The 19,188-nt window shown below is 69.0% G+C and carries 16 protein-coding genes; 13 read left to right on the top strand and 3 right to left on the bottom strand.

All coding sequences use genetic code 11. The features are described from left to right. Nucleotides 1-54: 54 nt before the first annotated feature. Together ACZ7SW_RS29465 and ACZ7SW_RS29460 are read right to left on the bottom strand one after the other, a co-directional pair. Nucleotides 55-453: an acyl-CoA thioesterase gene (locus ACZ7SW_RS29465; protein WP_470233613.1), complete on the bottom strand. Its 399-nt coding sequence runs from the start codon at nt 451-453 to the stop codon at nt 55-57. A gap of 41 nt (nt 454-494) precedes the next feature. Beyond that, entirely contained in the window at nt 495-1,481 is a 987-nt protein-coding gene (locus ACZ7SW_RS29460; RefSeq protein WP_470233612.1) for a hypothetical protein, read from the bottom strand. Between the two features lie 102 nt (nt 1,482-1,583). Here ACZ7SW_RS29460 and ACZ7SW_RS29455 point away from each other — a divergent pair, with 102 nt between their 5' ends. From ACZ7SW_RS29455 to ACZ7SW_RS29425, 7 genes are all read left to right on the top strand, one after another. Continuing rightward, a complete protein-coding gene (locus ACZ7SW_RS29455) occupies nt 1,584-2,918 on the top strand; it encodes a flavin monoamine oxidase family protein (RefSeq protein WP_470233611.1) in 1,335 nt (444 codons plus the stop codon). Continuing rightward, nucleotides 2,915-4,189, top strand: coding sequence for a flavin monoamine oxidase family protein (locus ACZ7SW_RS29450; protein ID WP_470233610.1), 1,275 nt, complete (start codon nt 2,915-2,917; stop codon nt 4,187-4,189). The genes ACZ7SW_RS29455 and ACZ7SW_RS29450 overlap by 4 nt, the downstream gene beginning before the upstream one ends. Nucleotides 4,190-4,275: 86 nt before the next feature. Then, a complete protein-coding gene (locus tag ACZ7SW_RS29445; RefSeq protein ID WP_470233609.1) occupies nt 4,276-6,597 on the top strand; it encodes an ATP-binding protein in 2,322 nt (773 codons plus the stop codon). 221 nt (nt 6,598-6,818) lie between these two features. After that, the gene (locus ACZ7SW_RS29440) at nt 6,819-7,880 is read left to right on the top strand and encodes an extracellular solute-binding protein (RefSeq protein ID WP_470233644.1); all 1,062 of its coding nucleotides are present in this window, start codon (nt 6,819-6,821) and stop codon (nt 7,878-7,880) included. A gap of 85 nt (nt 7,881-7,965) precedes the next feature. Further along, nucleotides 7,966-8,835 (top strand): ABC transporter permease, encoded by an 870-nt coding sequence (locus ACZ7SW_RS29435; protein WP_470233608.1) that lies wholly within the window; start codon nt 7,966-7,968, stop codon nt 8,833-8,835. Further along, nucleotides 8,835-9,626, top strand: coding sequence for an ABC transporter permease (locus ACZ7SW_RS29430; protein ID WP_470233607.1), 792 nt, complete (start codon nt 8,835-8,837; stop codon nt 9,624-9,626). The genes ACZ7SW_RS29435 and ACZ7SW_RS29430 overlap by 1 nt, the downstream gene beginning before the upstream one ends. Beyond that, a complete protein-coding gene (locus ACZ7SW_RS29425) occupies nt 9,619-10,773 on the top strand; it encodes an ABC transporter ATP-binding protein (RefSeq protein ID WP_470233606.1) in 1,155 nt (384 codons plus the stop codon). Before ACZ7SW_RS29430 ends, ACZ7SW_RS29425 begins: the two co-directional genes overlap by 8 nt. Before the next feature lie 425 nt (nt 10,774-11,198). Here the strand turns inward: ACZ7SW_RS29425 and ACZ7SW_RS29420 are convergent, their stop codons facing one another. Beyond that, nucleotides 11,199-11,588, bottom strand: a complete 390-nt coding sequence (locus ACZ7SW_RS29420; RefSeq protein ID WP_470233605.1) for a molybdopterin dinucleotide binding domain-containing protein — start codon at nt 11,586-11,588, stop codon at nt 11,199-11,201. On the opposite strand from ACZ7SW_RS29420, the gene ACZ7SW_RS29415 reads away from it, so the two are divergent. From ACZ7SW_RS29415 to ACZ7SW_RS29390, 6 genes are all read left to right on the top strand, one after another. Then, nucleotides 11,477-11,986, top strand: a complete 510-nt coding sequence (locus ACZ7SW_RS29415) for an extracellular solute-binding protein (RefSeq protein WP_470233604.1) — start codon at nt 11,477-11,479, stop codon at nt 11,984-11,986. The two genes, ACZ7SW_RS29420 and ACZ7SW_RS29415, sit on opposite strands and share 112 nt — an antisense overlap. 185 nt (nt 11,987-12,171) lie before the next feature. Then, nucleotides 12,172-12,990: an enoyl-CoA hydratase/isomerase family protein gene (locus tag ACZ7SW_RS29410; RefSeq protein ID WP_470233603.1), complete on the top strand. Its 819-nt coding sequence runs from the start codon at nt 12,172-12,174 to the stop codon at nt 12,988-12,990. A 5-nt stretch (nt 12,991-12,995) separates the two neighbouring features. After that, entirely contained in the window at nt 12,996-14,393 is a 1,398-nt protein-coding gene (locus ACZ7SW_RS29405) for an aminotransferase family protein (RefSeq protein ID WP_470233602.1), read from the top strand. A 347-nt stretch (nt 14,394-14,740) separates the two neighbouring features. Beyond that, nucleotides 14,741-15,517 (top strand): SDR family NAD(P)-dependent oxidoreductase, encoded by a 777-nt coding sequence (locus ACZ7SW_RS29400; protein WP_470233601.1) that lies wholly within the window; start codon nt 14,741-14,743, stop codon nt 15,515-15,517. Then, nucleotides 15,514-16,428 (top strand): NAD(P)-dependent oxidoreductase, encoded by a 915-nt coding sequence (locus ACZ7SW_RS29395; RefSeq protein ID WP_470233600.1) that lies wholly within the window; start codon nt 15,514-15,516, stop codon nt 16,426-16,428. Before ACZ7SW_RS29400 ends, ACZ7SW_RS29395 begins: the two co-directional genes overlap by 4 nt. A 339-nt stretch (nt 16,429-16,767) precedes the next feature. Further along, complete coding sequence (locus tag ACZ7SW_RS29390; protein ID WP_470233599.1) at nt 16,768-19,083, top strand: LuxR C-terminal-related transcriptional regulator; 2,316 nt, start codon at nt 16,768-16,770, stop codon at nt 19,081-19,083. Nucleotides 19,084-19,188: the final 105 nt, after the last annotated feature.

The following is a 19,188-nucleotide window of genomic DNA, read 5'->3' as shown; positions in this document are numbered from 1 at the left end:
TCGGCTCGCGACCGGGCAACGCCGCCCCTCCGCCGGGAGGGGCGGCGTTGCCCGTCAAGGCGCCGCCATCCGCGCGTGGATCCGAGCCCGCTCGTCCGGCCCGAACGGTCGCGACCTGCGAGCATCGGGGTCCCAGCGCACGAGCACCGCCTCAGCCGTCGCGTGGACGCCCGCGGCCGACCGCAGTTCCTCGACGACTGTCACGCTGCGCTCGGTAAGCACCTTGGGCGTGATCGTGATCAGCACGGGTCCGTCGCTGATCAGCAGCTCCTTCAGGAAACGCAGTCGAATCTCCGCGATGACGAACGCCGGTCGTTCGTCCGCCATGACCTCTGACAGCCAGCGCCAGTGCGCGAACTCCACCAGCTCCAAGTAGCAGTGGGCAGTCATGTGCCCGAGGTAGTCCACCTGGTCGTCGCGCAGCGCGACCTCGGTAGACCACGCTGCACCCACAGCTTCAGACGTCTTCGTCGGTCCCCGTCCGTTCACCACTGTCAGCCGACGGGGAGCGCAGTGGGCGGATGCAGGCCCGGCGGCAACGCCCGCAACCCTCGCACGGCATGCAGCATCCGCGCGGCAGTACCGGGATAAGGATCGACCGGAGCACTGACCCGCACCAGCAGTTCGCTCGCGTCTCCACCGGTCAGGGTCAGGACCACGTCGGTGTCGCCGATGCCCTCCCGCGCTGCCGGATCTGCGAAACCGGCCCAGCTGAGCCGCAGCCGCTCAGTCTCGCCGTCCGACACGACGACGCTCTGGTCGAAACCCTCGACCTCGCCTCGGCGCACCTCGATACCGGCGACGGTCGTGTCCGCGTCAGCGGCGACCAGGCCGCCCGTGGAGATCGGTTCCCGATCACCGAGGCCGAGGACGTCGGCGATGAGGCGAGCCGATTCGCGCAGCAAGGCATCCACGCGCGCCGAGGTGCCCGCGGCCGTGGCGCCGATGCCGAGTTCGTGCGCGAGGACGTCACGTCCCCATGACGAGATGTTCGAGACGCGTTCGGCGCGGACGGAGACCGGTGCGGGCAGACCGCTCGTGAGAAGTGCGGGCAGCACGTCGAGCCAGAGTCCGGGGATCATGCCGGTTCCCACCATCCGCGAACCCGATTCGCTCGCCGCCTTCTCGATCCGGTCGCGGACATCCGGCGCCAGCGCCGAACGCGGATCGACGAAGCACGCGTGCACCAGGTCGACACCGGCGGCGGCGCAGGAGGCCAGAACCTGCTCGTGGCGATCGCCCGTGAGGCCGCCGTACAGGAGGACATCGATCTCGCCACTGCGCAGGGCGGCCTCCAGGTCGGCAGTCGCCAGTACGCCGACGGGCGCTTGTCCGGTGAGTTCCCCGATGTCCTTGCCCGCCTTGTCAGGCGAATGCACCACGGCGGTCGTCAACCGGAGCGGGGTGTGCGGCAGCGCGGCGACCAGTTCGGCGGCAGTGCGCCCGGTGCCGTAGACGCCAATGCGCGGGAGAGTTCTCATCACGCCAGCATGCTGCCCGGGTACGCCGGATTCATCCCCCAGCTGGGCACCGTTGATTTCTCCTGCGCGCACAGCGGCGAGGCACCCTCAGATCATCGGAAGATGCAGAGCTCACAAGAGATTCGGCCGCCGGTCGTCGTCGTCGGAGCCGGGCTCGCCGGACTGACCGCAGCCAAGACGCTGGCCGACGCCGGTATCGAGGTGACCGTGCTCGAGGCGCGTGACCGGGTCGGCGGGCGCACGTTCACCGTCACCGACGGTTTCGCGGACGGCCAGCACGGCGACCTCGGCGGCGAGTTGATCACCGAGGATTACCGCGCTCTCGCGGCGCTCTGCGGCGATCTCGGTGTCGAGCTGTCGGCTCCGGTCTGGATCGAGCGGCCCGACACCCCCGAAGGAGCGAGCCCGGCGGCCGGCTACCTGGCCGAGGGACGCTTGATCGTCGACGGGGAACTGCTCACCGGAAATCGTTTCAGGCAAGCGGAAACCGAGATCCACACCGCGCTCGCGTCCTTTCCGCCGGCACCGCATGAGGTCCTCGAACAGTGGACGCGCCGCGCCGGGCTGAGCGACCTGGCGCGGGCCGCGCTTTCCGGATTCGGCCGCATGCCCACCCAGTACGACGCCTTCCAGGTCGACAGCCACTACCTCACGCACGCGCACATCGGCGAGATCCGGCGTGTGGTCGGAGGCAGCCAACGTCTCGCCGACGCCCTCGCCGCGACGGTGAACGTGCGGCTGGGGGCGCCGGTTCGCGCGATCCGCCAGTCCGGAGGAACCGTTGCGGTGGAACTGGAATCCGGCGAACGCTTCACGGCCGGCCACGCGGTCGTCGCGGTTTCGCCCTTCGTGCTGCCGACACTCGGCTTCGACCCGCCGTTGCCCGCAGATCTCACCGGGGCACTGAGCGCCCTCCAGCGAGCGTCCGGCGGGAAGGTGATCGCGCAGTACTCCGAAGGGGATTCGGTGCGTGCCGCGTTGTCCCGCGCGGTCTTCACGGACGGTCCCGTCAACACGGCGTGGGTGAGCAATCCTTATGTCACAACGGGTCCTGCCGTCGTCAGCGGCTTCGTGTGCGGCGAGAACCGCTATGTCCTCGAGGACGAGGACCTGGCGCTGGCCGAACTCGACGCCGTCGTCGCCACTGCGATCGGCGGCTCGGTGACCCGCTTGGCTCAGCACGTCAAGAACTGGTCGGCGGATCGCTGCGCGCTCGGCATCGGGGGAATGCCCAGCTTCACCGCACGCCGCCCGCAGATCGCCGTCCTGGCCACCCCGGAACGGCGAGTGCACATCGCCGGCGACTTCACCGACGTCTCGCTCTGCGCGACCATGGAAGGCGCGGTCCGTTCGGGGCTCCGCGCTGCCGGCGAGGTCCTGCGGGCACCGGCACGCGTACCCCTCGACTACATCGACCGGAAGCTGGTGCGCGCATGAGGACCGTAGTCATCGGTGCCGGCCCTGCCGGGCTCGCCGCCGCCCGTTCGCTGGCCGGCCGGGGCGAGCAAGTCGTCGTCCTCGAGGCACAGCCGTACGTCGGCGGCCGTACCCGGTCGGATCGCGAGCGACTGCTGCACGGCCAGCCCGCCGATCTCGGCGGCTCGTTCATCGACCTCGGGCAGGACGAACTGCTGCGCACGTGCGCCGAACTCGGAGTCGCCCTCACCCCCCAGCTCGCGCTGCTGCGCTCCGACCCGGACGGACGCTTCTCCGCCGCTGCGTCCTTGCGCAACACCACTGTCGTCGACGGCCGGCGCTTGCCCGACGCTGATCGCGACAAGGTCGCCGACGAGGTAAGGGCAGCCCTCGACGCCTGCCCGCCGGACCCGAGCGAACTCGTCCCCGCCTGGGCGGCACGGGCCGGGCTGAGCCCGCTGGCGCGCCGGCTCTTTCGCGCCCTGACCGGATTCAACCCGGTTCACGACGATTCGCAGATCCAGATGAGCATGGTCGAGCCGCCCCACGTCGGCAAGGTGTGCTGGATGATGGCCGACGGCACCGACGCCATGGCCAGGGCGATGAGCGAGGGGCTCGACATCCGCCTTCGCCACGTCGTGCGCGCAGTCCGGCGCACCGGCCGCGAAATCACCGTGGAGACCGACCGCGGTGATTTCACCGCGCGCGATGTGATCGTCGCCGTTCCGGTGACGCCGACGCTGCGAATCGGTTTCGACCCGGTCCTGCCCGCGTGGAAGACCGAGGCGCTGCTCGCCACCCCGATGGCCCAGGGCGGCAAGGTGATCGGGCAGTACGCCGACGGTGCCGAGTTGTTCGAGAAGGTCGACACCGGCGTCATGAGCGACGGCCCGATCTCTCTCGTCTGGGCCCGGCCGGTCGGCCCGGAGGATTCGGTCGTTCTGCTCGGCCTCGCGGCCGATCGCGGCGACGGTTTCCTCCGCGGCGAAGAGTCGGCACTCGCCGCCCTGGACGTCGTCGTGTCAGCCGTGCTCGGCCGGCCTGCGCGCCGGCTCGCGGGGATCGTGAAGGACTGGACTCGCGAGCCCTTCGCCGGCGGAGTGGTTTCCTCGCTGCTCGGCGACTTCCCGCGCCTCCCAGGCCTGCTGGCCCAGAGCGTCGGTCCCGTCCACTTCGCCGGTGAGCACACGGCGGACATGTGGGCTACCGGCATGGACGGCGCACTGCGGTCCGGCAAGAGGGCCGCCGACCAGGTCCTGTCGCGGCGGGCCACGGCCGCGCCCGCCGGCTGACCACGGCTACGGCCGCGATCGCGGCGCACGCCAAGTCACCGGGATAGGCTCGACGCGGTCACCCAGCCGCTCGTGAAGGATGTGACGTGGACGCTCCGCCAGCTTCCGGGCCGACCCGCGGGTCCGCTCCGAACTTGCCGGCGGAGATCACGAGCTTCGTCGGCAGGCGCAACGACCTCGCCGCGATCCGGCAGATCTTCTCGACGACCCGGCTGGTCACGCTCACCGGGATCGGCGGCGTCGGCAAGACCCGGCTGGCCCTGCGCGCCGCCAGCGAGATGAAGCGCGCCCTCACCGACGGCGTCTGTCTCGTCTCGCTGGCGGCCCTCTCGCAGCCTGATCTGGTCCCCCAGACCGTCGCCGACGCGCTGCAGATCCGGGAACAGCCCAAGTTCGGGGTCGTCGCGGCCCTCACCGAGCATCTGGGCCCCCGTCAGATGCTCCTCGTCCTGGACAACTGCGAGCACCTCGTGGACGCCACCGCGGACCTGATCGACCAGATCCTGAAGGCGGCGCCCGAGGTGCGGATCCTGGCGACGAGCCGCCAAGCGCTGCGCATCGCCGGCGAGACTGTCTATCCGGTGACGCCCTTCCTGGCGCCAGATCCCTCGGCTCGCCTCGATCCGGGCAGCTCGAGCCACTACCCGTCCGTCGCGCTCTTCGCCGATCGTGCCGCGGCGGTCGTTCCGGGGTTCGCCGTCACCGGAGAAATCGAGGCCGCGGTCATCCGGCTGTGCCACCGCCTCGAAGGCATCCCGCTCGCGATCGAACTGGCCGCGGTGCAGCTTCGCGTCCTGACCGTCGAGGAACTCGCGGATCGCCTTGACGACCGGTTCCAGCTGCTGCGCTCCGGGTACCGCAATGTGCCGCGGCGCCACCAGACCCTTCGCGCGCTCGTCGACTGGAGCCACGACCTCTGCACTCCGGCCGAGCGCTTGCTGTGGGCTCGCGCCTCCGTCTTCGCCGGCGGCTTCGCCCTCGCCGCGCTGGAAGAAGTCTGCACCGACGACGCCCTCCCGCACGCCGCCCTCCTCGACACGCTGACTGGTCTGGTCGAGAAGTCGATCGTCATCCGCGAAGACCACCGGAGCCACGTGCGCTTCCGCATGCTCGACACGATCCGCGAGTACGCCGCCGCGCGGTTGCTGCAGTCCGCGGAGGCCGACGCCCTCGCCCGCCGCCACCGTGACTGGATCGCGCACCTGGTGGAGACCGCGACCGCTGCCTGGGCCGGTTCCGAGCAGGAGGAATGGGCCCGGCGGCTCCAGCTCGACCACGCCAACATCCGGCTCGCCCTCGAATACTGCATGGCCCGTCCGGAAGAGGCGGAGATCGGCGTCCGGATCGTCGCCCAGCCGTGGTTCTGGGGAGCCATGGACCACCTCAACGAGGCCCAGCTCTGGCTCGACCGTGCGCTGAAGATGCTGTCCTCGCCTTCTCCCGAACATGCGTGGGCACTGGCGACGCGCGGCTACATCGCCGCCTTCCAAGGCGACGACGCTAAGCTCGCCGAACTGCCCGAGCGCGCACGCACGATGGCGATGAGCCTCGACGACCTCCCTGCGCTGGCGCTCTCCCACCACGTCATGGGATTTCGCACGTCGATCGAACACGGCGACATCCGCGCCGCGATCCCGTTGTTCACCGAGGCGCTCCGCCAGTACGACGAGTCCGGGATACGCGGTCAGGTCCAGGACAGCGTGGTCGTCGAACTCGCGGTGACCCACATCGCCCTCCAGGAGTACGACCGCGCCGAGGAACTGACCGAGGACATGTTCCTGCGCTGCACCGCCGCCGGCGAACGGTGGAATCTGTCTTATTCCCTGTGGCTGCGCGCCCTGATCGTCCTCCTGCGCGACGATGACGCCGCCGCCGCGGAGAGCAACCTCCTCGAAGCCCTCCGGATCAAGCGCGTCTTCCGCGACACCCTCGGCTTCGCGCTCACCCTCGAGGTCGTGTCCTGGACGGCGGCCAGGGCCGGGGAGGCCGAACGTGCCGCCGTGATTATCGGGAGCACCGACCAGATTTGGCGGACCGTGGGCACCCGCCAGTTCGTCGGCCTGCGCCGTCGTTTCGAGGCGGATGCGCGCGCCCGGATCGGAGACACCGCCTTCAGTGCCGCCCGGACGCGCGGCAGCCGGCTGAGTGTCGAGGAGACGGTCGCGTACGCACTGCGCGAGGCCCCTTCGACCGGCGCTTCGGACACGTCGTCCAATCCCCTGACGCGGCGCGAGCGCGAGGTCGCCGACCTCATCGCGGATGGGCTCTCCAACAAGGAAATCGCCGCACAACTGGTGATCTCGCTCAGGACGGCGGAGGGGCACGTGGAGAAGATCCTCGCCAAGCAGGGCTTCAAGACCCGGACCCAGATCGCTGCCTGGGTGACCCGCCAGCGCGCGGGCGCCTGACGCGGGCACGGCCGCCGGACGCACGGATCACTGATCCAGCACCGAGCTTCGGTCCCGCTTCCCTGACTGCGTCCTCTGTGGACTGACGACCCCCGCCCGGAGCACCGCCCGCCTCCCCCACGTGGGCTAACAATGTTCGCGCCGACAGGAACGGGCCGCTGACCGGGCGCATCGTCTGTCTCCCTTCACCGTGTATCCCGAGCAAAGGGTGGACCGTGACCATGAATCCCAAGTCCGCGCTCGCTGCGCTGAGCGCCCTGATTCTCGCATCGGTCGCCGCGTGCGGCTCGCCGGCAGGCCAAGGAAGCGACAGCCTCTCCGGGCAGCAGCTTGTTTACGTGAATTACGGCGGCGACACCCTCAAGGCCGCCCAGGCAGCCTGGCTGGACCCCTTCGCGAAGAAGACCGGCGTCCGGATCGCTACCGATTCGCCGTCGGATCCGGCGAAGGTCAAGGCCATGGTGCAAGCCGGCAACACCACCTGGGACGCCATCGACATCGATTCTGTTTCAGGCGCGGAAGGCTGCGGGACGCTGTACGCGAAACGTTCCGAAATCGGCGTGGACGTCAAGGATGTCGCTCCCCAGTACCTGACCGACGAGTGCGGCGTGCCGATCATGGTGCAGGCCGTGGGGCTCGTCTACAACACCAAGAAGTTCGGCGGCAATCCGCCGACGAAGATCACCGACTTCATGGACGTCCAGAAGTATCCGGGCAAGCGGCTCGTCTTCAACTACGCGCCCGGCAGCATCGACCCGCTGCTGCTGGCGGACGGCGTGGCTCCGGACAAGCTCTACCCGCTGGACACGAACCGAGCCGCCGCGGCGATCAAGAAGCTGGGCAGCAACCTGACGCTCGACTCCACGCTGGCGCAGGAGGCCCAAGGGCTCGAGTCGGGAGACTTCTCGATGTGCCTGTGCTACCTCGGCCGCGCCGCCCTGTCGGCCCAGAAGGGCGCCCCGATCGACGTCGTGTGGGACAAAGCGTGGGAAGGCTGGGACGCCGTCTACGCCGTCAAGGGCTCGAAGTCGCCCCAGGCCCAGGCCGCGCTCATGAACTTCATCGCGGCGCCCGCCGTCCAGAGTGCGTTCACCGAGCGGCTGCCCTACGGCCCGACGACACCCTCGGCCAAGCCCAACGTCCCGGCCGACCTGAAGAAGTGGTTGCCCCAGAACAACATCGACAAGATGGGCCCCCAGGGCGAACTGGTCGCCGACATGAAGTGGTGGGTGGCGAACGCGGACAAGACTTTCGCCGCCTGGACCGCGATGACCGCGGGCTGAGCCCCCTCCCGGAAGACGCGTCCGGCCGCGGTCGTCGCACGACAACCGCGGCCGGCGCCGAGCAAGGCCAAGGAGATATCCAGCGATGAATGTGCTGACAGCAGCGCTGTACCGGTCGAGATGGGTCCTCGCCGCCGCGGCGGCGATGGCTTTCCTCGCCCTGTTCTTCGTCTACCCGCTGGGCACGATGTCAGTGCGGAGCTTCACCGACTTCGTGTCTCGCGGCGACTCCGGATTCGCGAACTACCACTGGTTCTTCACCAGCGACGTGCAGTTGACCATCCTGCGCCGGACCTTCCTGACGTCCGTCTTCGTCACCGTGCTCTGCTTGGCCATCGGGTATCCGTACGCCTATCTGATGACCGTGGTCTCCACCCGGTGGCGGATGATCATGCTGGCCGCCGTGCTGATGCCGTTCTGGACCAGCCTGATCGTGCGCACCTACTCCTGGATCATCCTGCTCGGGGACAGCGGCCCGGTCGTCAAAGCGCTGCGCGCCTTGGGATTCGGCAACGTCCGCCTTCTGGGCACGACGACGGCCGTGACCATCGGCATGGCTCAGATCATGCTGCCGTTCCTGGTTCTGCCGCTCTACTCCCAGCTGACCCAGATCGACCGGACGCTGCTGCGGGCCGCCGAGATCCACGGCGCGACACCTCGGACCGCCTTGCGGACGGTGTACCTTCCGCTGTCGGTTCCCGGGATCACCGCCAGCAGCACCATCGTGTTCGTGCTCACGCTGGGCTTCTACTTCACGCCCGCCCTTCTCGGATCGCCCCAGAACAGCCTGCTGTCGCAGCAGATCGTCAGCCAGGTCAACTCCCAGCTGGCCTTCGGACGAGGTGGAGCCATGGCGCTCGCACTGCTCCTCATCACCCTCCTGATTCTCGCCGGAGGCTCACTGCTCGGACGGCCCTTCACGCGAGCGCTGGGCACGAAAAGCGAGGCGCGCTGATGAAGCAACCACGCCGCATCGCGCTCAAGGCGTTCTGCGCTCTGATCGCGCTGCTTCTCGTCGCACCCGTGCTGGTGGTCGTTCCGATGGCCTTCACCAGCTCACGCACCTTCCAGTTCCCTCCGCCCGGGTTTTCGACCCAGTGGTTCGGCGAACTGTTCTCCGATCCGGCATGGACCGATTCGTTCGTGCTCTCGCTGAAGGTGGCCGGCATCGTCGTGGTCCTGGCCACCTCGCTGGGCACGTTGGGTGCTTTCGCGCTCGTACGGGGCCGGGGACGGTGGACGACGCCGGTGTCCGCGTTCCTGATGGCCCCGATGATCGTGCCGGGTGTGATCACCGCGATCGGCGTCTACTACGTTTTCCTGAAGTGGCATCTGGCGGGATCGTTCACCGGCTTCGTCGTCGCCCACACCGCCCTCGCGATCCCGATGGTCGTGATCCCCGTGCGCGCTTCCTTGCAGGGCTTTGACCGACGGCTCGAACGAGCGGCCGCCTCCCTCGGGGCGGGACCCGTCGCGACTTTCTTCCACGTCACCGTGCCCCTGCTCGCGCCCGGCATCCTGACCGGCGCGCTGTTCGCCTTCCTGGTCTCCTGGGACGAAGCGATCGTCTCGCTCTTCCTGGCCAGCCCGTTCTCCCGCACCCTCCCCGTGCAGCTCTACCAGAGCGTGACCAGCTCCCTGACCCCGACGATCGCCGCGGCGTCGACCGTGATCATCGCGGTGAGCACAACGCTTTTGGTCGCCGCCGGGATCATCGCCGTCAGAAGAGAGGCCAAGAATGCCTGAACGCGTCCTCGGCGCCGCCATCGAAATCCGCGACCTGAGCAAGCGCTACGGCGAGGTCGCCGCTCTGGACAAGATCTCCCTGGATCTTCCGGCAGGCGAGTTCGTCACCCTGCTCGGGCCCAGCGGCTCCGGCAAGACCACCACCCTCAACACGATCGCCGGCTTCCTGCAGCCCGACAGCGGTCATGTCCTGCTGGACGGCAAGCCGATCGAGCAAGTGCCGCCCTACAAACGCAACATCGGCATGGTCTTCCAGAACTATGCGCTCTTTCCGCACATGACCGTCGCCAACAACGTCGCTTTCCCGTTGAAGCGGCGCAAGACCTCCAAGGCCGAGATTCGCGAGCGGGTGGGCCGGAGTCTCGAACTGGTCGGACTGGGCGGCATGAGCGCGCGGTATCCGCGCGAACTCTCCGGAGGCCAGCAGCAACGCGTGGCTCTCGCCCGCGCGCTGGTGTTCGAGCCGCGGGTGCTCCTCATGGACGAACCCCTCGGCGCGCTGGATCGCCGGCTTCGCGCCAGCCTCCAGCTGGAGTTCAAGCGGATCCACCGCGAGCTGGGCATCACCTTCGTCTACGTGACCCACGACCAGGACGAGGCTCTGGTCATGTCCGATCGCATCGCGGTCTTCAACAACGGCTCCGTCGAACAGGTCGGCACCGCGACAGATCTCTACGAACGGCCCCGGACGCTTTTCGTCGCGGAGTTCCTCGGCGACTCGAACGTTCTCCCCGGCACAGTGGCCGACACCGGCGCCGGGCGCCTGCTGCGCGGCGACGGCTACGACCTGCGGCTGCCCACGTCCGGCTCAGTCCTGCCCGCCGGGTCGTGCGGAGTCGTGACCGTCCGCCCGGAGCGGGTGCTCGTCCGGCCTGATACGGGTACGGCGGTCTCCGTCTCCGGGACGAACGTTCTCCCGGGTCGTGTCTCCCAGGTGATCTACATGGGCGGCATCCGGCGGCTCGACCTCCAGCTCGACGCAGGCTTCTCGATGATCGCGCAGGAACAGTCGGGCAACCAGTCGTCCGTCGCCGCGGGCGACCCGGTACTGGCGACGTGGGACCCCGAGCATTCGGTCGCGCTCCCCAATTCCGATGGAGCTGCCAAGGCCGGCGTGGTCATCGGAACCGTCGACGCAGCCGATTGACGGCTAGGTCCGTGAAGGCCCCTTCAGGGGAGATTCCTTCAAGGGGCCTTTCATTGACCGCAAACCCGATGCCGCGGACTCAAGGCGGTGCTGCGGGTGTGGCTGAAGCGAGGCTGGCCAAGTCGAAGGGGCCGGCGGGAGCGGCGTGCGATCCGTGAGGGGAACCCTCGCGGACTCTGATTTCCCATGCCGGGAACTTCAGCTGCGTGGTCCCCCGCCTGCCGACTGTCCACAAAGGATGCCAGACTCGGCGCAATGCCCGATCAGTGCCCGCATGACCGGGTGCGCGGGTCCGTGAGGGGAACCCTGAGGGAATCTGATTCCCTCAGGGTTCCCCTCACGGACACGAAGACCAGGTCAGGCGGGGTCAACCAGGTATTTCGGCGGGCTTATCCGCCGGCGACGGCGGTGCTCCCCGACCGAGATCAAGAGATCGACTGGCCTGGCCGGCGCCGCGTCACGGGCGGTTCGTACGCGCGGCTCTTCGGCGCCTCCGGGAACGCGGAGATGCGGACGAGACAAGTCTGTGCGGAACTGGCTTGGGCGAGGCGTGATGTCCCGAGATCGGGGGTGAGCACGTTCGGGTTGCCCTGGAGGTCGAGGGAGCCCGGCTCGCCGGGATTTTCCGGGTCATACCAGCCTCCGGTGGCCATCACCACGACACCGGGCAGGACACCGTCGGTCGTCCGGACGGCAGCCACGCATGCCCCGCGCCGGTTGCTCACCTTCACGACGTCGCCGTCGGCGACGCCCAGCGAACAGCGACAGTCTGTCCGGCCAAAGGCTCGTTTACGTGAACTCCGGCGGGGACACACTGGCCGCTGCCAAGAAGGCATGGCTCGAGCCCTTCGCGCATAAGACAGCAGTCCAGGTTGCCACCGACTCGCCTTCCGACCCGGTCAAGGTCGTCCAGAACCACAGCTTCGCCGCGCGGGCGGCGCTGTACGCGATCAAGGGATCGAAGGCCCCGAAGGCGCAAGCCGCACTGCTGAACTACATCGCGACGCCTGAAGCGCAGGCCGCGTTCACCGAGAACATCCCTTACGGCCCCACGACTCCCAAGTCGAAGCCGAAGGTACCCGCGATCTTCGAGGAATGGCTCCCGCAGAACAACGTCGACAAGATGAACGGCGAGGCCGCGTACAACAGCAAGTGGTGGGCACAGAACACGGAACCTGCCTTCTCTGCCTGGGCCGCGATGACTGCCGGATGACCTGCTGGACCGGGGTGTGGCCACCGGGGTGGCGACACCCCGGTCTGTCACCGGCCCGGAGCACTCGCACCGCCCGGCTGCCGCGTGGTCCGGTCGGGGCGCGGCGAACCCGCTGATTCCCCCGGCTGGGTGCGGTTGGTCTGCGGCCGACAGCGTGCACCACCTCGCGTGCCGACGATGCCTCCATGACGGAAGCCGTGGTGCTGACCTCGCTCGAAGACGACGTTCTGACGATCACCCTGAACCGGCCGGCACGACTCAACGCCCTCAATCCCGAACTCCTGCAGGCATTCGACGAGGCCTTCGAGCAATTGGACGCGTCGACCCGGGTCGTCGTCCTGCGCGGAGCGGGTCGTGCGTTCTCCGCGGGGCACGACCTCAAATGGTCCGCCGAACAGGCCAGCAGACCACCGATGACCGAGGACGAACTGGCCGCCGCCACGGACCGGCTGCACGAGATCACCCGTCGCATCCGGTCCTGCCCGGTTCCGGTGGTCTCCCGGGTGCACGGTTACGCGATCGGCGGCGGCGCCGAGATCGCGCTGAGCGGCGACCTGGTGATCGCGGGCGGTTCCGCGGTGTTCCGCTTCACCGAGACCGCCGTCGGGCTCGTCGTCACGAACAGCTTCACCGCGGTGCTGCCGCGTACCGCCGGTCCGGTCGTCGCGAAAGAGATCATCTTGCTCGGCGAGCCCTTCGACGGTGCGCAAGCCCAAACATGGGGGCTGGTCAACCGGGTGGTCGACGACGCCGAACTGGATGCCGAGGTCGCCCGCGTCGTCGCCGTCCTGAAGCGCAAGTCGCCTACCGCACTGCGACTGGCCAAGAACCTGATCGACCAGGCCTGGGACGGCACCGCAGAGGAAATCATGCACCGCGAGACGCTCGCCAGCGTCGAGGCGTCCCAGGGACCCGACTCCACAGAAGCCGCCGCGGCCTTCGCCGAAGGTCGCGAGCCGCGGTTCGCGCCGCGCGTCACCGTCCACGAGAACACGAGGAGCTGATTGAGATGGCGGAATCTCCAGAGGTGGCTTATGCCCCGCTCGAGGCCGACGGCGAGTGGGGTCGCGCCTTCAACTACCACGCACTCGACGTAGAAGTGGAGCGAGCCGAGGGCGTCTTCATCTACGACACCAAGGGAAACCGGTACTACGACATCTCCGGCGGGCCGATGGCCGTCAACCTCGGACACGGACATCCGAAGATGCGCGAGGCGATCGTCGAGCAGTTCGACCGGTACTGCTTCGTGCACCCGACGCTGGCCAACCGGCGCCGGATCGACCTCGGCGAGGCCATCGCCGAGATCACGCCGGAGGGGCACAACAGCAGCTACCTCGTGTCAGGCGGTTCGGAGGCAGTCGAAACCGCACTGAAACTCGCCCGGCAGTATCACGTGGCCACGGGAAACCCGGGCAAGCACAAGATCGTCAGCTGCTACGAGTCGTACCACGGGATGACCCTGGCGACGATGGCGCTGTCGGGCCACCCCGGCACACTGCGGCACTACGACCCGATGATCCAGCACTGGCCGAAAATCCATCAGTACAGCGACGCACGCCGCCCCGAGGGCGTCAGCCGGGAGGACTGGGCACTGAGCTGCGCGCGCGACTTGGAGCGCCTCATCGCGTTCGAAGGAGCCCCGACCATCGCCGCCTTCATCGCCACCCCGCACGGCTGCGGCTCCGATTACGGCATCGTCGCACCCGCGCTGTACTGGCAGGAAGTACGTCGCATCTGCGACGAGCACAACGTGCTCTTCATCGACGACGAGGTCGTCACCGGATTCGGCCGCACCGGCGAATGGTTCGGCATCGACCACCACGGCGTCGTGCCGGACATCATGACCTTCGCGAAGGGCATCTCGTCGGCCAATGTCCCCCTGGGCGCGGTCTCCGTCCACGACCGGGTCAATCAGCCCTTCGTCAACGGCGTGGGCTTCGTCCACGGCTTCACCAACGGCGGAAACGCACTGGCCTGCGCGGCCGGCGTCGCGACGATCGACATCATCAAGGCGGAGGGCCTGCTCGACAACTGCCGGGCCCGGAGCGCGCAATTGTTCGCCCTTCGCGAGAGCCTGCTGGCCCATCCGTCCGTGGCGGACGTCCGCGGGTGGGGTCTCTTCATGGTCCTCGAGCTGGTCGGCCCTGACGGGCGGACCTACTTCCCGAGGAATGCCTACGCCGAGCAGCGCTTCCAGCAGGTCGGTCTGGCAAACGGCCTGGTCTTCTACTCGGCGCTGTACGGAAACCGGCGCGCCATGGGCGAACGCGGCCTTCCGATGTGGATCTCTCCGCCGCTGACCATCACCGAGGCGGAACTCGACGACATGGCCGCGCGCCTCGACGACACGCTGACGGGCTGGGAACACCTGATGGGCTTCCCGCTGGCTGGAGTGGAACGCCCGTGACGAAGAAGGGCGTGGCACCGCCAACTCGATGACCTCCCCGCGCTGTGGCCGCGAATGCGCGGGGGCAAGGGCGCGTGGATGCAGGTTCGGGCGCGGGCGCACCCACGCGCCCGAACCGGCATTGCGCGCCCATAGTGGTCGTTCCCGCGGGGAACCGTCCGGCGCGCGGCGGGAAACGGCCCGGCTGGGGGAAGTTCCGCCGCGAAACGGACTCTCCCGCCCTCGGCACCGTGCTGCCTCCGCCGCGCGGCGGAACATCCGGGACGACCGGCGAAGCATCACCCATCTGGGCAGGTTTCCTTCCCGCCAACGGCATCTGCGGCCCGTTGGCGGGGAGCCTCCAGTCCATGAACGCCTTCTCCGATACCAGCGACCTGTTCGACCTCACCGGCCGGCGGGTGCTCGTCACCGGCGCCAGCCGCGGCATCGGCCAGGCCATCGCCGTCGGCCTCGCCCGCCGCGGCGCGAACGTCGTCGGCGCCGCCCGGTCCGAAGACGGTTTGCGCGAGACCGCCAAGCTCATCGCCGACACCGCCGGGACTTTTCAGGCCCACGCGGTCGATCTGCGGTCCAGCGACGCGATCCACTCCTGCGTGACGACGGCCGCGGAGACGCTGGGAGGTCTTGACGTCCTGGTGAACAACGCCGCGGACGACCACGACTCCTCGATCGAGGACACCGATCCGTCCGTCTTCCAGCGGGTCATCGAACTGAACCTCCAGTCCTGCTGGCTGCTGACCCGCGCCGCGTCGCCATACCTGAAGGACGGCGGCGGCAAGGTCATCAACATCGCGTCCGTGCTCGGGCTCGTCGGCATGCGCGACGACAGCGCCTACATCGCCGCCAAACACGGGCTCGTCGGCCTCACCAAAGCCGTCGCACTCGAATGGGCCCGCAAGAACGTGCAGGTCAACGCGATCGCTCCGGGCTATGTCCAGACGGCGATGCTGCCGGACCTCGAAGCCAACGAGGCCGTCGCCAAGTACATCCGCAGGCAGGTCCCGATGGGCCGCTGGGCGCAGCCGGAGGAATTCGTCGGCCCGGCGACGTTCCTCGCCTCGGCCGCCTCGGATTACCTGACCGGCCACACGCTGGTCGTCGACGGCGGCCTGACCGCCCAGTGACCGCCACCGGACAACGCCACGACGTCACGGTCGTCGGCTGCGGTCTGATGGGCGCCGCGCTCGCGCGGACGCTCGCCGACCACGGCCGCGCCGTCGCGGTCTGGAACCGCACGCCGGAACGCGCCGAGCGCCTCGCCCGTGAGGGGATCGTGCCGGTCCGCGCGATCGAGGACGCGGTCGCCGGCACGCCGCTCGTCATCGCGTGCACGGCCGACTACGCGACAACTCGTTCTTCGCTGGAGCCAGTGCGAAACTGGAACGGGACCACCTTGGTCAACCTCGGCACGAGCGTCCCCGCCGAAGCGGAATCGATGGCTGCATGGGCCGCAGAGCGCGGCGTGCCCTATTTGGACGGTTCGCTCCTCACCTTCCCCGAGTTCGTCGGCTCGCCGGACGCGCTCGTGCTGTACTCGGGTTCTCCTGAGGTCTGGTCGGCGCACGAAAAGACCCTTCGGTGCCTCGGCGGCAAGTCCCAGCACATCTCCGAGCGGATCGGCGCGGCCAGCGCGGTGGATTCGGCGATGATCGGGTCGTTCTACGTGACCGCGATGGGCGCCTACCTCGAGGCAGCCAGCTACGCCAAGGCGCAGGGCGTCCCGGCGGAGATGCTCCGCGAGACCACCAAACTGGTGCTGCGCACGATCGGCCACAGCAGCAAGGAGGCAGCCGCGGCCATCGAGAGCGGCGACTTCGCCACCGACCAGGCCACGCTCGAAACCTATGCCGCGGGCGCGAAACGGACGGCCGCCGCACTGCGCGCGGACGGCCGCCGGCCGCGGCTGCTCGAGGCCGCGGTCACGACACTGGAGGAGGCGGACGCGGCGGGCTTCGGCAAGCTCGGCCTGTACGCACAGGCACTTCTCTCCCTCCCCCTGCCGGACGGGAAACCTGACGAAAGGGGCAACGCCTAGCCCAGCCCAGAAACTCTCGCACCGGACCCGTCGTCGAGTAGCGCCCGAGGAGATCTGACCGCTTGCGCGAGACGGGGGCGGCCGTCTGCACCGCGAGACCGGCCTCGACGACCGCCCGCGCGCTCGTCGAGGCCGGTGTCGGCAGGGCACTGCTGGAGGGGTTCGGTCCAGTCGGCGGACACGCCCGGACTGGCTTCGACCGCTTCGCGCAGGAACGGGTGCTGACCGCTTCTCCGACGCCCGTGTTCGCGCGGTCCGAGCCGCCTGCCGACGCCGCCCGCCGGGATCGGCCGGGCATAGACTTCTCCACGACCAGCCCACCGCGAGACCAAGGACCTCATGGCTTCTCCGTCTGCCTCAACGACGAGGACAGTCCCGGCCAGCCTCACGAGTTTCGTGGGCAGGCGCAACGACATCGTCGCCGTCCGCCAGTTGTTCTCGAGTACCCGGCTCGTGACGCTGACCGGTCTCGGCGGAGTCGGCAAGACCCGGCTCGCGCTCCAGGTCGCGAAGGAGCTGAACCGGGCGTTTCCCGACGGGGTGTGCCTGGTCGAACTGGCCTCGCTGAAGGACCCCGACCTTCTTCCGCACACCGTGCTCGACGCACTCGGGATCCGCTCGCGGACCACAGCCGGCCCGCTCGCCGTTCTCCGCGACTACCTCCAGCCGCGCCGGCTGCTGCTGATCCTCGACAACTGCGAGCACCTCGTCGAAGCGATCGCGGACTTCGTTGACGAGGTGCTCGGCGCCGCGCCCGAAGTGAGCGTCCTCGCCACCAGCAGGCACGCGATCCGGCTGCGCGGCGAGCACCTCTACCCGGTCTTCCCGCTGCTGGTCCCCGACCCGAACGCCGACCTCGCGCCGGGCGACTCCCTGCACTATCCCTCGGTCGCCTTGTTCGCCGACCGGGCGGCGTCGGTCGTGCCCGGGTTCCGGATCACGCCCGGAAACGAGGCCGCCGTCGTGCGGCTCTGCCATCGTCTCGAAGGCATCCCGCTGGCCCTGGAACTGGCCTCGGTCCGGCTGCGGGTGCTGACCGTGCAGGAGCTGGCCGACCGGCTGGACGACCGCTTCCAGCTCCTGCGGGAGAGCAACCGCACCATCCCCGAACGGCACCGGACGCTGCAGGGGCTCATCGACTGGAGCTACGACCTCTGCACCGACGCCGAACAGGTGCTGTGGATCCGTTCGTCGGTCTTCGCCGGCGGGTTCGACATCCCCGGGGCGGAGGCGGTGTGCACGGACGACCGCCTCCCGCCTGCCGACGTCCTCGACACCGTCGCGGGGCTGGTGGACAAGTCCATCCTGGTCCGGGAGGAGCACGGGACCCACGTCCGGTTCCGGATGATGGAAACCATCAGCGAATACGGCCGCACCCGGCTGGCCGCGGCCGGCGAGGAGACCGCCCTGGCTCGCCGCCACCGCGACTGGTACGCCCGTCTCATCAAGACCGCTGAACGGGAATGGGCGGGACCGCGGCAAGAAGAGTGGGCGCTGCGGCTGCAACAGGAGTACGCGAACCTGCGCCATGCGCTGGAGTACTGCGTGTCCGACCCGGCCGAGGCCCGGACCGGCCTTGCCATGGCCTCCGTCCCGTGGTTCTGGGGTGCGATGGACCACATGGACGAAGCACGCCTGTGGCTGAACCGGGCGCTGGCCCTGGACCCCGCACCGAGCCGCGAACGAGCTTGGGCACTGGCCACGACCGCGTACGTCGGCGCCTTCGAGGGCGGCGACCAGACCTTGGCGAAGCTGCCCGAGCAGGCGCGGGATCTGGCGGTCGAACTGGGCGACCTCGGCGCACTGGCGTTCGCCAACCATGTCCGCGGGTTCTTCCGGTCGTTCGGCCCGGTCGAGAAGATCGGGGCCGCGCTCTCGATCTTCGCCGAAGCTCTCGAGCAATACACCGAGGCCGGCGTTCCCGCTCAGTACGCCGACAGCCTCCGGGTGGAAATGGCCACCACCTACATCCTCCTTGGCGAGTTCGACCGCGCGGCGGAACTCGTCGAGGAGCTTTTCGAACGCTGCGCCGCGGCCGGGGAACGCTGGAATCTCTCGTATGCCCGATGGCTGCGCGGGATGCTCGCGTTAGTCCGGGGCGAGCACGAGACGGCGGAAGCCGAGCTTTTCGAGGCGCTGCGGATCAAACGGCCCTTCCGCGACACCCTCGGCTTGGCCTTGACGCTCGAAGTGCTCGCGTGGGTCGCCGCCGACCGCGGCGAAGCCGACCGCGCGGCCACCCTGGTCGGCGCCACCGACAGTGTGTGGCGGACGATCGGCGCCCGGCTGATGCCCGGGACGCGCAGACGGTACGAACGGCAGGGCCGGATGGACCTGGCCGCGGAGAAATTCCAGCCTGCCCGCGAGCGCGGCGGCAGGTTCACCGTCGAAGAAACGCTCGCGTTCGCCCTGCGCGAGCCGCAGCAGCAGCCCGAACGCAGAACGGAATCCGCGCCGTCCGGGCTGAGCCGGCGCGAACTCGAGGTCGCCCGGCTGGTCGCCGAGGGCATGTCGAACCGGGAGATCGCCGCGAAACTGGTGATTTCCCTGCGGACCGCCGAAGGCCATGTCGAAAAGATCCTGGCCAAGCGCGGGTTCAAGGCGCGCACCCAGATCGCGAGCTGGGTGCTTCAGCAGGAAGCGGACGGGCGGTAAGCGATTCGCTTGCGCTGCCAGGGCTTCCGCGTCAGTGGAACTGGCCGCGACGGCCGACGGGCTCCAGCAGGTCGCGCGCCGCACCTGCTGGAGCCCCGTGGTCCC

It is taken from the genome of Amycolatopsis sp. NPDC114484 (assembly GCF_055633755.1).
Note: the sequence above shows the minus strand (reverse complement) of the source record. Positions and strands in the feature narration are given on the sequence as shown.

What these genes read in the sequence shown, in the direction of transcription:
- ACZ7SW_RS29460 (WP_470233612.1), bottom strand. Translation starts at nt 1,481, where the DNA reads ATGAGAACTCTCCCGCGCATTGGCGTCTACGGCACCGGGCGCACTGCC.
- ACZ7SW_RS29455 (WP_470233611.1), top strand. Translation starts at nt 1,584, where the DNA reads ATGCAGAGCTCACAAGAGATTCGGCCGCCGGTCGTCGTCGTCGGAGCC.
- ACZ7SW_RS29450 (WP_470233610.1), top strand. Translation starts at nt 2,915, where the DNA reads ATGAGGACCGTAGTCATCGGTGCCGGCCCTGCCGGGCTCGCCGCCGCC.
- ACZ7SW_RS29440 (WP_470233644.1), top strand. Translation starts at nt 6,819, where the DNA reads ATGAATCCCAAGTCCGCGCTCGCTGCGCTGAGCGCCCTGATTCTCGCA.
- ACZ7SW_RS29435 (WP_470233608.1), top strand. Translation starts at nt 7,966, where the DNA reads ATGAATGTGCTGACAGCAGCGCTGTACCGGTCGAGATGGGTCCTCGCC.
- ACZ7SW_RS29430 (WP_470233607.1), top strand. Translation starts at nt 8,835, where the DNA reads ATGAAGCAACCACGCCGCATCGCGCTCAAGGCGTTCTGCGCTCTGATC.
- ACZ7SW_RS29425 (WP_470233606.1), top strand. Translation starts at nt 9,619, where the DNA reads ATGCCTGAACGCGTCCTCGGCGCCGCCATCGAAATCCGCGACCTGAGC.
- ACZ7SW_RS29415 (WP_470233604.1), top strand. Translation starts at nt 11,477, where the DNA reads ATGCCCCGCGCCGGTTGCTCACCTTCACGACGTCGCCGTCGGCGACGC.
- ACZ7SW_RS29410 (WP_470233603.1), top strand. Translation starts at nt 12,172, where the DNA reads ATGACGGAAGCCGTGGTGCTGACCTCGCTCGAAGACGACGTTCTGACG.
- ACZ7SW_RS29405 (WP_470233602.1), top strand. Translation starts at nt 12,996, where the DNA reads ATGGCGGAATCTCCAGAGGTGGCTTATGCCCCGCTCGAGGCCGACGGC.
- ACZ7SW_RS29400 (WP_470233601.1), top strand. Translation starts at nt 14,741, where the DNA reads ATGAACGCCTTCTCCGATACCAGCGACCTGTTCGACCTCACCGGCCGG.
- ACZ7SW_RS29390 (WP_470233599.1), top strand. Translation starts at nt 16,768, where the DNA reads ATGGCTTCTCCGTCTGCCTCAACGACGAGGACAGTCCCGGCCAGCCTC.